The sequence below is a fragment of the Acetobacter orientalis genome, from assembly GCF_000963965.1.
Classification (GTDB): domain Bacteria; phylum Pseudomonadota; class Alphaproteobacteria; order Acetobacterales; family Acetobacteraceae; genus Acetobacter; species Acetobacter orientalis.
The window spans coordinates 92,336-105,641 of record NZ_BAMX01000013.1 but is presented as its reverse complement, the minus strand read 5'-3'; the positions used below and the strand labels follow the sequence as shown (position 1 = coordinate 105,641).

The window sequence follows — 13,306 nt, the reverse complement described above, 5'->3', positions numbered from 1 at the left end:
CGTCTATTTTCTGAATTATAGAGTACTTTTTTACTACTGATTATTTGTTACGTTCTTGTTCAATGGCCTTTACTGCCGCATTAACCTGCATACTCACACCTGCCTGCCCTAATGCAGCAGTTGCCTTACGCGGGTCTCCACCATACATGCCATCAGCCGTTGAAGGGGGGCCAGAGGCCCGCAATGCCTGCTCCCGCACCATAGAGTGGGCAACTGCTAATTGCAGCGAGGTGTCACTAATATCAGCATGCATGCCAACATCTTTGCCATACCCTTGCTGTTTTAACCATTGAGCATATTGGTGGACAATAACAGTATAATACCCCGGTACATATAAAGCCTTAGCACCTGTACCCTGCCATTGTGCATTTAAACTCTTTGCTACTTTTTCAAGAGACTTTTGGTATCCACCATGGTCACCTAATAAAACAACAAGCTTAAACCCCTGCACCTGAAAACTATTGCCCGCAGAAATAAGTAATTTTTCAAAAATATCTGGTGGTACAGTAATGGTGCCGGGAAAACGCATATGAGATGTTCTGGGGTTGGTATTGCCTTCTGGTACGTACGCCACCACAGGTGCTACCAGTGTTTTTCCTGCTTTTTGGGCAATTTGTTCAGCCAAAGCCAAAACACGTACATTGTGTTTACCAACAGCAATATAAGGGCCGCTCTGCTCTGTACCCCCTACAGGTATAATAATGGTGTTGGTACCAGCTTGTAAGCCTGCTTGTATTTCTTTCCATGTTTGCTGCTCAAACAAGACAGAAGACGCATTTTGTGCCCACATAAATGAGGGCACAGTGAGGCTAAAAACCATGGCAGCAAGCGCCATGGTTGTTTTATTTTTTTTGAAAAGAAGCATTTTATTTCTTTTTCTTTACTGTTTTCTTTTCGGGTTTTTGTACCAAAAGAGGTGCCAAAAAACGGCCTGTATAGCTTGCTTTACACGCAGCTATATCTTCTGGCGTACCTTCTGCAACAATTTGGCCACCACCACTGCCCCCTTCTGGGCCTACGTCAATAATCCAATCTGCTGTTTTAATAACCTCTAGGTTGTGCTCAATAACCACCACAGTATTACCTTGGTCTACCAAGGCATGCAGTACCTCAAGTAATTTGCGCACATCTTCTGTATGCAGCCCGGTTGTGGGTTCATCTAAAATATAGAGTGTGCGGCCTGTTGCCCTACGTGCCAGCTCTTTAGAGAGTTTAACGCGCTGTGCCTCCCCCCCTGAAAGGGTTGTGGCTTGCTGCCCCAAAGCAACATACCCAAGCCCGACCTGCTGCAAAATAGACAACCGGTCACGGATACGGGTTTGAGCAGAAAAATAAGGCACAGCTTCATCAACACTCATAGCCAATACATCAGCTATGGATTTACCTCTAAACTTAATATCCAGTGTTTCACGGTTGTAGCGTTTCCCTTTGCAGGTGTCGCACGTCACAAACACATCTGGCAGAAAATGCATTTCAATTTTTAAAACGCCATCACCTTGGCATGCTTCGCATCGGCCCCCTTTCACATTGAAAGAAAACCGCCCCGGTTTGTACCCACGTGCCTTACTTTCTGGCAATTCTGCAAACCAGTCACGTATTGGGGTAAACAGGTCTGTATATGTTGCAGGGTTAGAGCGCGGTGTACGCCCAATAGGGGATTGATCAATATCGATAATTTTATCAAGCTGCTCTACCCCTTTTATGCCCTTACATGGCTCAGGAGAAGTAGAAGACCCCATTAACTCGCGGGATAATGTTTTGTACAGCGTGTCAATCACAAGGGTCGATTTACCACTGCCAGATACCCCTGTAACGCAGGTAAATGTGCCAAGCGGAAAGCGCGCTGTTACATTTTTAAGGTTATGCCCACTTGCCCCTTCAACCGTAAGCATGCGTTTTTTATCTATAGCGCGGCGCTGGGTGGGTACGGGAATAACTTTACGGCCAGATAAATAAGCACCGGTTATGCTTTGTGGCACTTTAGCAACCTGCTCTGGTGTACCGGCCGCAATAACTGTACCGCCGTTTACGCCAGCCCCCGGCCCCATATCAACCAGCCAGTCTGCACTACGTATAGCGTCTTCATCATGTTCAACAACAATGAGTGTATTACCAAGCTTTTTTAAACGCTCTAATGTACCAAGGAGGCGCTCGTTATCTCTTTGATGTAGCCCGATAGAGGGTTCATCAAGTACATAAAGCACACCTGTTAACCCAGAGCCAATTTGACTGGCGAGACGAATACGCTGGCTTTCTCCCCCTGAAAGGGTGGCAGAGCTTCTGGATAAGGTAAGGTAGTCCAGCCCTACATCATCAAGAAATTTAAGGCGTTCTAAAATTTCACGTAAAATACGGCGGGCAATTTCTGCACGTTGCGGTGTAAGAGTTGGCAGAACCGTATCAAACCAGACTAATGAGTGACCTATTGGTAAATCACACGCTTGTGCAATAGTTTTTTCGGCTACTTTCACACACAAAGCTTCAGGCCGTAGGCGCGCACCGTGGCACACATGGCATGCTTTTTCAGACTGATACCGTGAAAGTTCTTCACGCACCCACATACTATCAGTATTTGCAAGACGCCTTGATAAGCTACGCAAAACACCTTCAAAAGGTTTTGTAACCGTGTAGCTTTTTTTACCATCTTTGTATGTAAATGCTACATCTTCAACTACACCATCAAGAATACCATTTTGGGCTGTTAAGGGCAGCTCTTTCCAAGGGGTGTCCATGCTTACATCAAAATGGTCAGCTAGACTTTGGAGTGTTTGCTCTAAAAGTGGAGATTTAGCATCTTTCCATGGTGCAATAGCCCCTTTTTTTAAAGAAAGTGCTGTATTGGGTACAACCAAAGCCGGGTTGAAAAATGTTTCCGTGCCTAAACCATCGCAGGCAGGGCAAGCCCCTTGTGGCGCATTAAACGAAAAAAGTCGTGGTTCAATTTCTTCAAGCGTAAAACCACTTTCCGGGCATGAAAAGCGAGAAGAAAAAACGTAGCGTTCGGGTGTTGCGTCTGTATCTCGCAGCACTTCTTCGGCATACACAACACCATCTGAAAGTTCGAGTGCTGTTTCAAAACTATCAGCAAGGCGGGTTTCAATACCGGGTTTAACGACAATACGGTCAACCACAACTTCTATAGTGTGGCGTAGCTTACGGTTCAGGGCTGGCACGTCTGCAATTTCGTACAGGGTTCCGTCTACCTTAACACGGGTAAAACCTTTGCGTTGCAGTTCAGCCAGTTCTTTACGGTACTCCCCCTTACGGTCACGAATAACGGGAGAGAGCAGCAGCAGGCGTGTACCCTCCGCCAGCGCCAAAATGCGGTCAACCATCTGGCTCACTGTTTGTGCCTCAATAGGCAGGCCAGTCGCGGGGGAATACGGTACACCCGCGCGCGCCCATAACAGGCGCATATAGTCATAAATTTCTGTGACTGTACCAACAGTAGAACGAGGGTTTTTGGAGGTTGTTTTTTGCTCAATGGAAATTGCCGGTGAGAGACCCTCTATCGAGTCTACATCTGGTTTGCCCATAAGCTCCAAAAACTGGCGGGCATAAGCAGACAGGCTCTCAACATAGCGGCGCTGCCCTTCGGCATAAATTGTGTCAAACGCCAAAGAAGACTTACCAGACCCAGAAAGCCCCGTAACAACGGTCAACTGGTCTCGGGGAATATCAATATCAACATTCTTAAGGTTATGAACCCGCGCACCACGAACGCGAATGGCCGCCTGGCCAGGGGGAAGGGTATTTTCCATCAGTTTTGCGCTGCCGTTCCTGTTTTGTCCTGCTTTACCGTTCTAGCGCCTTCCGACTGGTTATGGGAATGCTGGGCGGTATACTTAATGTGCGATATGGGCATGCGGGAACCAAATTCCCATTGCACCCGTGCCTTTCATTGACCATCTAGAAGCAAGAAGGGCGGCAAACGCCGCAAAATGGGAAAAAGTTGCGCAAGCCCACCCCATTATTTTGAGTAAGGAAAGACCAGATGGATCATATTATTGGCCAAAACCTAACCCCAACCCATACTGGGGACACACCTGCTGGCAGCGCACCTATTATTTCCGAAGGCTCTCAAGCCACGTTTATGCAAGACGTCATTGAGGCCAGCCGTACTGTTCCGGTTCTGGTCGATTTCTGGGCAGAGTGGTGCGGCCCCTGCAAACAGCTTGCCCCAGTGCTGGAAAAAGTTGTTACCGCAGCCAAGGGCCGGGTACGTCTGGTTAAAATTGATATTGAAGCCAACCGCGCCCTTACAGCCCAGTTAACGCAGGTTGGCTTACCGCTTCAGTCCATTCCTATGGTGGCAGCATTCTGGAAAGGCCAGATTCTGGATCTGTTTCAAGGGGCTTTGCCTGAAAGCGAGATCAAAAAATTTGTGGAAGGCGTTCTGAAAGCCGCAGGCGGCGGCACACTGCCCGCAACCGAACTGCTGGCAGAAGCCGATGTAGCCCTTGAAACCAGCCAGCCCGAACGCGCAGCTGAGCTTTACTCGGCTGTAATTGGTGAAGAACCCGAAAACCCAAAAGCATGGGCAGGCCTGATCCGTGCCATGTTGGCGCTAGACGATGAAGAGGCCGCCAGTGCAGCACTGGCTGATGTACCCGCCAAAATTACCGAAGCCCCAGAAGTAGCTGGCGCCCGCGCCGCTCTGGAACTCAAACGGGAAGGGCGCAAAGTAGCACAAGAAATGGAGGGCGTTCGGGCACGCCTAGCCGCCAACCCAGAAGACCACGAAGCCCGGTGCGAACTGGCAACAGCCCTTAATGCTGCGGGCCAACATGCAGAAGCGGCAGAAGAACTGCTCCATATTATTAAAACAGACCGAGACTGGAACAACGGCGCAGCACGCCAACAGCTTTTGCGCTTTTTTGAAGCGTGGGGCCATATGGACCCCGCTACGCTGGCAGCACGCCGTAAACTTTCTTCACTACTGTTTTCCTGAGCCTTGGCTAGTTCTCTCCCGTATAACGAAGCCAGCGACATAGCCCGTACCATTCCACGGCTTTCAGACCTGACACTGGCTGATATTCCCGCTGAGCTGGGTCTTTTCCCGCTTAGCGGTGCCTTGTTGCTGCCAGAAGGCAAGCTGCCGCTTAATGTCTATGAGCCGCGCTATATTGCATTGGTTGAAGATGCACTGGCCGCGCACCGGTTTATTGGCATGATCCAGCCCCGCTGGCAGGAAGAAGACGAAGAAACGCAAGAGGCGCTGCCCCCGCTCTATAAAGTGGGGTGTGTTGGCCGCATTACCTCGTTTACAGAACGGCGCGACGGCACCTACGCCATAACGCTAAGCGGCATTGCGCGCTTCAGGCTATTACGAGAAACCGGCTTGCACCGGGGGTACAGGCTGGGGCGGGTTGATGTTTCGTCTTTTGCAAACGACCTGCACGAACTGCCACCAAGCCCGTTTGACCGCAAAAAACTGCTTGAGGCCCTACGCGCTTACTTCAAACAAAAAGGCCTACATGCACGCTGGTCTGTGATCGAGCAGATGGATGATGACGTGCTGCTGGTGACCTTGCCCATGATCTGTCCTTTCCCTCCGGCAGAAAAACAGGCATTGCTTGATGCGGCCACGTTAACGGAGCGCGTACGTGTGCTACAGATGTTGCTTGATCTGGCCGGGCCACAAGATGACGGCCCGCCGTCTTAACACTTTTTAGGAAACCTCTTTCATGTCTGGTGCCCCAACCAACGCCCCGCTTGACCCCCGCCTGCTGTCTATGCTGGTCTGCCCGCTTACCAAAGGGCCACTGACCTATAACGACCAGACAAACGAGCTGATTAGCCAGCAAGCTGGTCTGGCTTTCCCTATTCGTGATGGTATTCCCGTTATGCTACCCGAAGAAGCACGCCACCTCGAAGGCTGATTCTCCAAACAAAGGGTATGGCTCTGCCGTGACGTCTCGCTTTCCCTACAGCCCACACCCTGCTGTGCATTACCCCCCTGCTTTAGGCAGGAAAAAAGGGGGGCGCAGCCCATCTGGGGTTTTGCTGGGTTTTGCCCTGTTCTCCGTACTCTGTGTCGGAGGGTGCCATAGGGAAATTGAAGGCGAGAATATTGACCTGCCACCAGAGCGGCCCGGCCGGTTTATTCCCGAAGCGGCCCCGGCAGAAGCACGGCGCGCCAAAGAAGCCCAAGAGCGCGAAGACAGAGCCATTGCCTCTGGCCAGAAACGCCCAGAAGCCCCTCAAAAACCCGAAGAGCAATACGATGCCCTCATGCCCGGCAATGCCCATTCTGGCCCGCTGGATATGGGAGATGGCCATATGCTTATTCCAGAAGCCCACCCCATTTACGGCAAGCCTCCAGAAGCAACAGAGCAAAAGCCCAGCCAATAAAAAAGAGCGCTCAAAAGCGCCCTTTAAAGTTATTCCGTATTTCAGAGTTAAGAGCGCACAGAGCTTTGCTGCCGCTTAGGCTCACTTTAGCGGCTGTTGCAGCACGGCCAAACTACCCCATTAAGCCTAGCCTAAAGTCTTTTTAGTCTTCTTCTGCGCCAATAGGCGGCGCATAACGGCGCATAACATCGGCCAATGCCATACCTAAAATACCAGCCATCATGCCTAATGCGGTCGAGGTGGCATTGCCACCGGGCAACAGACCCACCAAAACACTGCTCAAAGAGCCAATACTAAATTGTAACGTGCCGAGCATGGCAGAGGCGCTGCCTGCGTGGTGCCCATGGTGGTAAAACGACATAACGGTTGCGTTGGGCCCAATAAAACCCAGAGCACCCGTTATGCTGGTAATAAGGCCGCAGGTTAGAAGCGGGTGGTGTACCCCTGCTACCCCCATATAAGCCAGCACAACAAAAATGCACCCCATAAGCAATGCCCACGCCAAAGCACCCTCTAGCAAGTGTGGCATGGCAAATTTGTGCACCAACCGGCCATTAATTTGGGTGCCTAAAATAAACGCCGCAGCATTAACCCCAAAAAACAGACCAAACTGCCCCGCAGAAAAATGCAAAACCTGCTCAAACAACACCGGAGCGCTGCCTAAATAAGCAAACATGACAAAGGTTGAAAACGTAGCAATGAGCGCATTAGCCCGAAAAACGGGCTCTTTCAGAATAACAACATAGCGGCTGGCAATTTGCATGGGAGAGAGCGCTATGCGCCGCTGTGGGGCCAAGGTGTCTGGCAGGCTGGCCAAAATACCGACAATGCCTAACACAGCATAGGCAGTGCCTACCCAGAAAATCCAGCGCCAGTTGCCAACCTTAAGCACAAGACTACCAAAGCTTGGGGCCAAAACCGGCATAACACCAAACACCAGTGTTAACTGAGACATAATTTTAGCCCCAGCCTTACCCGTTGCCACATCGCGCACAATTGCACGTGGAATAACGGCCGAAGCAGAGCCACCAATAGCCCCCACAAACCGAAACAGGCAAAACAGGTGGTAATTATGGACAAGGGCACACCCAGCAGACGCCACAGCAAAAATAGCCAACCCCAGCACCAAGGGGGCACGCCTGCCAAAACGGTCTGAAAGGGGGCCTTGCGAAAATTGCCCTAATGCCAGCCCCATAAACCACGCGGCCAAGGTAAACTGGGCAGAGCCGGGCCCTCCGGCCAAATCCTGCTCAACTTCAGGAAAAGCAGGCAGGTACATATCTGTTGCAAGTGGCCCAATGCCCGTTACAAGCCCCAGCAAAATAATAAGCCACGGTGTAAAATGACCACTTGGCAGCGCATGGGAGGGGGAGAAGCGCGTCATGCAGCAGACCCGAACAAAATGGTAGAAAAGAAGACCAGCCCTTTTCTCATGTTAGGTCACTTTGTCCAGCCTTTAAGCACAGCAGACAAACAGAGCTGGCAGAACCAGAGAGCAACCTAGGGGCAGAAATTTTTTAGGAGAAGGCGAAAACTGGTGGAGCCAATCGGGATCGAACCGACGACCTCTTGAATGCCATTCAAGCGCTCTCCCAACTGAGCTATGGCCCCACAGTTTCAAAGCAGCACCATATGGGCGTGGTGTGCGTGTGCTCGCTAATACAAGGCGTTGTGACGCCTTGCAACCCCCTTTTTTCAGGAAAGTGTCACACCTAAAGTGCGCAGCGCCTCTAGCAGCGGCAAAAGGGGTAAACCCAAAATAGCCGAATAGTCTCCCTCTATCTGCTCAAAAAGCTGTAAGCCTGGCCCTTCAAGCCGATACGCCCCAACAGAGCACAAACACTCAGCCCCTTCTGATTGCAGGTAGGCGTCTAAAAATGTGTCAGAAAAAGACCGCATGGTCAGTTTAGGTTCAGAAACATACTGCCACAGTACCGCACCTTTATGACACACAACCACCGCCGTATGCAGTATGTGCGTTTTACCCCGTAGTGCCTGAAGCTGCGTGCGGGCAGCGTCTTGTGTCTCTGGTTTGTTATAAAGCACGCCCTCGCATGACAACATCTGGTCTGCACCAATAACAAATGCTTCTGGCTTATACAGGGCGAGAGCTTTTGCTTCAGCTAAACGGAGGGCGGTTGTTGACGCTGCCCACCCCTGGGCAAGGCCTTCTGCTTTAAGCACGTCTTCCTCTAACGCCGCAGGCTCCGCCAAACAGGAAAGCCCTGCATTGTGCAACAACTGTTTTCTTATAGCTGAACCACTCGCCAGTACTAATGGTGTTGCTGTGTTCTGTAACGGAGTCGGTTTTAGTACTAAATCTGGCATGGGAACGAGTCTCTTTCAGGTACTACGTAAAAAAGGGGGTGTGAGTACTGTCATGAGTACCGGGGTACATGTGGATTGTACGGCGGTCATAACAAGGCGGTACCGAGTACCGTGCACAACTCATAACATGTACAAACCGGTGAGTTGTACACAGCCTCTCTGTGGAGTTTTCTGGATAACTCTAAAAATTCCTTATTTCTCAACGTAATGCAATCTGTACACACTGTGGGAAAGACGGGGTACATTTTCTGAATACCGGGTACCCCATCATCCACAGTACCCTCTAACCACTCCAATCATTTCTATTCCTTTTTTTATATTTAAGGGGGCGTGGACACATCGGGAAAAGACGTGCAGGACTGCACAACATGAGCAGCAACACACATACCTCCTCCTCCAAGCGCCTTCTCAGAACTCTGAACGGTGAGGCCATGTGGCCCCCTCCGATGTGGCTCATGAGACAGGCTGGCCGTTTCTTGCCAGAATTTCGGGCCATGCGTGCAAAAGCAGATTTTCTGACACGCTGCATGACACCCGACATTGCAACAGAATTAACGCTTCAGCCCATTCGCCGGTTTGGCATGGATGGCGCCATTCTGTTTTCAGATATTCTTATTCTGCCTTGGGCTATGGGGCAGTCCCTTGAATTTGTTGAAGGTAAAGGCCCTGTTCTTGGTGCTATTCGGAGCGAGCAAGACCTTGCCAAACTTGACCCAAAACGCATTGCTGATGTGACAGCCCCTGTTCTTGAAACCTTAACCCGTTTGAATAAAACCCTGAACGGATCAGAAAATATTGGTGTTGCACAAGCTGGGGCAACAACGCTTTTAGGGTTTACTGGCTCCCCCTTTACCGTTGCATGTTACATGGTTGAAGGCGGCGGCTCGCGTGAATTTGCCATAACGCGCGAAATGGCTTTTTCTGAACCAGCTTTGTTTGACCGGCTTATGGCGTTGTTAACAGAAACAACAGCAACCTATCTGTGCGCGCAAATTGAAGCGGGCGCAGAAGCCGTTATGTTGTTTGACTCTTGGGCAGGTCTACTCCCGCCGTCTGAGTTTAGGCGGCACGTCATTGCGCCCACGCGCCAAATTGTGCAGCATATTAAAAGCAGGCACCCTAACGTTAAAATTATTGGTTTTCCGCGTTTAGGCGGTATGCTTGTGCCAGAATACGCACGCGATACAGGCGTTGATGTTGTAGCCTTAGACACCGGGGCTGATATTGCTCTAATGCGTGACCTAATACCCCAGCATGTTGGCCTGCAAGGCAACCTAGACCCGTTAGCTGTTTTAGCTGGAGGTGAGGCTATGCGCAGCGAAGCGCTGGCAGTTAGAAATGCTGGTAAGGGCAGGGCGCATGTCTTTAACCTTGGCCACGGCGTTATGCCCCAAACACCTGTAGACCATGTAGCTGATTTGGTAAAAACAGTTAGGGAAACAGCATAATGGCAATGCCCTTCGTTCTTTCCCCAGAAGGGCAGCTCAAGCTGGTTATTTTTGACTGCGATGGCGTACTGGTTGACAGTGAAGCAACCTGTTGCGGTATTAGCGCAGAAGAAGCCCGTGCAGCAGGTATGACCGTACCTGCTGGCAAAGAGGTGGAAACATTTTCTGGTATGGCTTTACCCGGTATTCAAAAACTTATTGAAGAAAAAACGGGTAAGTCTCTTGGCGCTACATGGGCGGCACAAACGCAAGCACGTTTTGTTGAGGCCATGCAAAACGGTGTTGAGCCAATAGACGGCGTGCATGACATGCTGGAAAATGTTGTAAAACTTGGTTTACCAGTAAGAGTTGGTTCTAATTCATCTTGTCAGGAAATGGCAATAAAATTCAAAACAACCAACCTAGAACATTTTTTTGAAAACCGTATTCATTCTGCACGGGATATGGGTTTTCCTAAACCAAGGCCTGATGTTTACCTGCATGCAGCACAAGAAGAAGGCGTTAAGCCTGAAAATTGCGTTGTGTTAGAAGACAGTAATACAGGGGCTAAAGCAGCGGTAAACGCCGGTATGGCGTGTGTTTTGTTGCGTGCACAGGGTGAGCCGGTACCAGACTGGCCTAACCTTGTGGTTATTCACCATTTGTCAGAATTTGCACCGTTATTGCAAAAAGCCTTGAAAACACAGGAACAGTGATCATGGTTATTGATGCTCTCCTTCCTTGGACACGTTGGGTTTTGGCGTTTCATGTCATGTCTGTCATGGCATGGATGGCGGGCATGTTTTACCTTCCACGCCTGTTTGTTTACCATTGCCAAGTGCGTACAGGGTCAGATGAAAGTGCGCGGTTTAAAATTATGGAACGGCGGTTGCTACGGGCCATCATTAACCCGGCCATGCTTGCAAGCCTCTTTTTTGGCATTTTACTTGTTTTAACACCCGGTGCAGTTGATTGGCATGCAGGGTGGTGGCACTGCAAAATGACAGCATTATTCTTTATGTTTCTTTTTCATGGTTTTTGTGCACGGTGGCGTAAAGATTTTGAAAAAGACGCAAATACCCATAGTGAACGGTACTACAGAATTGCCAACGAAATACCGACCGTTTTAATGATGGTTATTGTTATAATGGTGATTGTAAGGCCATTCTGATATTGTGTGTTTTAATAACAAAATATCATAAAATCCCTACAGATATGTGTAGGGATTTTTTTTGTATTAAACGAGTTTTTGTGCACGAAGGAGCGTAAATGCGGCAAGGCTTATTGCGCATGGTATCTGATTTTTTGTGATCATATCTTCAAATTCTTCAAGTAAAAAAGTTTTGCAATACATATCTTGCTCTGTTGGTTCGCGCTGTGGTGTGCTTTGTGTTAGGTGCGTTGCAAGATAAATGTGACCCTTTTGGGTAGAGTAACCAGCCCCTTGGTAGAGAAACCCTGCATAGTGCATGTGGCCTGCTATAAGGCCTGTTTCTTCTCTGAGTTCGCCTATAGCCAGTTCAACAGGTAGGGCATCTGGGCGGCTTTCCCACATGCCCATTGGCAGTTCCCACAAACGTTTTTGCACCGGGTAGCGGTATTGGTTAACCAATGTAACAGTTGGTTTGCCATCTGGCGTAAGCCCAAGCGGAAAGATAACAGAAAATTGACCGCGCTCTATAACGCCGTAGAGCCCTTTTTCTCCATTGGGGCGGCATATAATGTCTTCCCTCACGCGGGTCCATGGGTTTTCATAGGCAATGCGTGAAGACAGCACGGAGTAGCCACCTACATCTTGTTTGTTTGTGCTCATGCCGGGTCTTTGGGTGTCCTGTAAACAGAGTAAGCAACCCTAAACTGGTTTTTGTAAAATTATAAGCGCAGTGTTGCCTAGAGACCAAGGCACTGAAAAATGTTTGAAAAAACCTACAAATTTGAAAGAGATTTTTATGACAGATAATACTCCCCCTGCGTCCTCTGTTGTAAAAACCATTCTTGCTGTTGTGGTGTTTACCCTGTTTTGTTACTGCGTTATCGGTTTGCAAATGGCCGTAACACCGCTTTTTGTGCGCGAAAAGCTGGGTTTTAATTCTGCCATTGCTGGTTTTGCGGTCTCTGTGCAGTATTTAGCGACCTTTGCCACCCGTGCAGGGGCTGGGCATAGAATAGACCATAAAGGGCCTAAATACGTTGTGCTGGTAGGGTTATACGCTGGCATAGCATGTGGGGTGTTTATTGCGGTGTCTGCTTACCTTACGCACTGGCCTGTACTTGCCCTGCTGTGTGTGCTGGCGGGCCGTATTACGCTGGGCTTTGCCGAAAGTTGGGTGGCTACAGCCGTTATTGTCTGGAATATTCGTAGGGTTGGGGCGGCCCATACAGCACAAGTTATTTCCTGGAATGGCGTGTGCTCATACGGTGGTATTGCGTTAGGCGCACCTATAGCCACGGTGTTGTACCAAGCAGGTGGCACTTCGGTTTTAACCGGCTTTTCTGGCGTTGGCCTTTTATGTGCTGCTCTTATGGCTATTGGGTTACCTTTAGCGTTAAAACAACCTGCAGTTGCTCCATTGCCAGCTTCTCAGCCTGTATCTTTTATGCAAACTTTAAATAAAGTTTGGCCTTTTGGTATGGCTCTGGCCGCTGGCTCTGTTGGGTTTGGGGCTATTTCTGCCCTTTTAACGTTGTATTTTTCAGACCAACATTGGGGCGGGGCTGCTTTGGCGCTCACGCTGTTTGGTACAGTGTTTGTGCTCACGCGTTTTGGGTTTACCCGCCAAATTATGCGGCGTGGGGGCGTAAATGTTGCCTTTATCTCTCTCTTTGTTGAGGCTTTAGGCTTAATGGTGCTGGCATATGCCCCGACAGCATTTTGGGCCTGTGTTGGTGCTGCTCTGTCTGGCGCTGGTTTTTCACTTTTATTTCCAGCTTTGGGGGTAGGGGCGGTCGAGCGCGTAGGGCCAGAAAACAGAGGGGCTGCCATAGGTGCATTTTGTGTCTTTTTAGATATTGCGATAGGTGTTTCTGGCCCCTTACTGGGGCTTATTATACCCTTGTGGGGGTATGGCGTGCTGTTTGGTATAACAGCACTTTGTGCGATTATAGGCATGGCTATGTGCTATGCATTAAACACCCAAAAAGGTCTTAAGACCTAGTGTTTTTTTTAAGCTCATGAGACACTTGGCGGTAAGACGATA

General features: G+C 49.6%; 13 protein-coding genes and 1 tRNA gene. 8 read left to right on the top strand and 6 right to left on the bottom strand.

The window, feature by feature from the left end; genetic code table 11:
- Positions 1-40 precede the first annotated feature (40 nt).
- Together Abor_RS05450 and uvrA are read right to left on the bottom strand one after the other, a co-directional pair.
- On the bottom strand, positions 41-820 hold the full coding sequence (locus Abor_RS05450; RefSeq protein ID WP_048840884.1) for a creatininase family protein: 780 nt from the start codon (positions 818-820) through the stop codon (positions 41-43).
- A 46-nt stretch (positions 821-866) separates the two neighbouring features.
- Positions 867-3,761: an excinuclease ABC subunit UvrA gene (gene uvrA / locus Abor_RS05445; protein ID WP_048840821.1), complete on the bottom strand. Its 2,895-nt coding sequence runs from the start codon at positions 3,759-3,761 to the stop codon at positions 867-869.
- Between the two features lie 233 nt (positions 3,762-3,994).
- Here uvrA and Abor_RS05440 point away from each other — a divergent pair, with 233 nt between their 5' ends.
- From Abor_RS05440 to Abor_RS05425, 4 genes are read left to right on the top strand one after another with little or no spacing between them, the layout of a single operon-like run.
- A complete protein-coding gene (locus Abor_RS05440) occupies positions 3,995-4,951 on the top strand; it encodes a thioredoxin family protein (protein WP_048840820.1) in 957 nt (318 codons plus the stop codon).
- Positions 4,952-4,954: 3 nt separating this feature from the next.
- Complete coding sequence (locus Abor_RS05435; protein ID WP_048840819.1) at positions 4,955-5,665, top strand: LON peptidase substrate-binding domain-containing protein; 711 nt, start codon at positions 4,955-4,957, stop codon at positions 5,663-5,665.
- Between the two features lie 22 nt (positions 5,666-5,687).
- Positions 5,688-5,882 (top strand): Trm112 family protein, encoded by a 195-nt coding sequence (locus Abor_RS05430; RefSeq protein WP_048840818.1) that lies wholly within the window; start codon positions 5,688-5,690, stop codon positions 5,880-5,882.
- Between the two features lie 28 nt (positions 5,883-5,910).
- Complete coding sequence (locus Abor_RS05425) at positions 5,911-6,354, top strand: hypothetical protein (RefSeq protein ID WP_048840817.1); 444 nt, start codon at positions 5,911-5,913, stop codon at positions 6,352-6,354.
- A gap of 142 nt (positions 6,355-6,496) precedes the next feature.
- Here the strand turns inward: Abor_RS05425 and Abor_RS05420 are convergent, their stop codons facing one another.
- The 3 genes from Abor_RS05420 to Abor_RS05410 all read right to left on the bottom strand — a co-directional run bounded on the left by Abor_RS05420 (position 6,497) and on the right by Abor_RS05410 (position 8,682).
- The gene (locus Abor_RS05420; RefSeq protein WP_048840816.1) at positions 6,497-7,738 is read right to left on the bottom strand and encodes a multidrug effflux MFS transporter; all 1,242 of its coding nucleotides are present in this window, start codon (positions 7,736-7,738) and stop codon (positions 6,497-6,499) included.
- A 151-nt stretch (positions 7,739-7,889) separates the two neighbouring features.
- Positions 7,890-7,965, bottom strand: a tRNA-Ala gene (locus tag Abor_RS05415).
- Between the two features lie 84 nt (positions 7,966-8,049).
- Positions 8,050-8,682, bottom strand: coding sequence for a Maf family protein (locus tag Abor_RS05410; RefSeq protein WP_048840815.1), 633 nt, complete (start codon positions 8,680-8,682; stop codon positions 8,050-8,052).
- 368 nt (positions 8,683-9,050) lie between these two features.
- Here Abor_RS05410 and hemE point away from each other — a divergent pair, with 368 nt between their 5' ends.
- From hemE to hemJ, 3 genes are read left to right on the top strand one after another with little or no spacing between them, the layout of a single operon-like run.
- Positions 9,051-10,130: a uroporphyrinogen decarboxylase gene (gene hemE, locus Abor_RS05405; protein ID WP_048840814.1), complete on the top strand. Its 1,080-nt coding sequence runs from the start codon at positions 9,051-9,053 to the stop codon at positions 10,128-10,130.
- Positions 10,127-10,825: an HAD family hydrolase gene (locus Abor_RS05400; protein ID WP_084594386.1), complete on the top strand. Its 699-nt coding sequence runs from the start codon at positions 10,127-10,129 to the stop codon at positions 10,823-10,825. Before hemE ends, Abor_RS05400 begins: the two co-directional genes overlap by 4 nt.
- Positions 10,826-10,827: 2 nt before the next feature.
- Complete coding sequence (hemJ, locus tag Abor_RS05395; protein WP_048840813.1) at positions 10,828-11,280, top strand: protoporphyrinogen oxidase HemJ; 453 nt, start codon at positions 10,828-10,830, stop codon at positions 11,278-11,280.
- 66 nt (positions 11,281-11,346) lie between these two features.
- On the opposite strand, the gene Abor_RS05390 is transcribed toward hemJ, so the two are convergent.
- On the bottom strand, positions 11,347-11,922 hold the full coding sequence (locus Abor_RS05390) for an NUDIX domain-containing protein (RefSeq protein WP_048840812.1): 576 nt from the start codon (positions 11,920-11,922) through the stop codon (positions 11,347-11,349).
- Positions 11,923-12,058: 136 nt separating this feature from the next.
- Here Abor_RS05390 and Abor_RS05385 point away from each other — a divergent pair, with 136 nt between their 5' ends.
- Positions 12,059-13,264, top strand: a complete 1,206-nt coding sequence (locus tag Abor_RS05385; RefSeq protein WP_048840882.1) for an MFS transporter — start codon at positions 12,059-12,061, stop codon at positions 13,262-13,264.
- Positions 13,265-13,306: the final 42 nt, after the last annotated feature.

Coding starts and splice junctions, on each gene's coding strand:
- uvrA (WP_048840821.1), bottom strand. CDS start 3,761: ATGGAAAATACCCTTCCCCCTGGCCAGGCGGCCATTCGCGTTCGTGGT.
- Abor_RS05410 (WP_048840815.1), bottom strand. CDS start 8,682: ATGCCAGATTTAGTACTAAAACCGACTCCGTTACAGAACACAGCAACA.
- hemJ (WP_048840813.1), top strand. CDS start 10,828: ATGGTTATTGATGCTCTCCTTCCTTGGACACGTTGGGTTTTGGCGTTT.
- Abor_RS05450 (WP_048840884.1), bottom strand. CDS start 820: ATGGTTTTTAGCCTCACTGTGCCCTCATTTATGTGGGCACAAAATGCG.
- Abor_RS05390 (WP_048840812.1), bottom strand. CDS start 11,922: ATGAGCACAAACAAACAAGATGTAGGTGGCTACTCCGTGCTGTCTTCA.
- Abor_RS05430 (WP_048840818.1), top strand. CDS start 5,688: ATGTCTGGTGCCCCAACCAACGCCCCGCTTGACCCCCGCCTGCTGTCT.
- hemE (WP_048840814.1), top strand. CDS start 9,051: ATGAGCAGCAACACACATACCTCCTCCTCCAAGCGCCTTCTCAGAACT.
- Abor_RS05420 (WP_048840816.1), bottom strand. CDS start 7,738: ATGACGCGCTTCTCCCCCTCCCATGCGCTGCCAAGTGGTCATTTTACA.
- Abor_RS05440 (WP_048840820.1), top strand. CDS start 3,995: ATGGATCATATTATTGGCCAAAACCTAACCCCAACCCATACTGGGGAC.
- Abor_RS05385 (WP_048840882.1), top strand. CDS start 12,059: ATGACAGATAATACTCCCCCTGCGTCCTCTGTTGTAAAAACCATTCTT.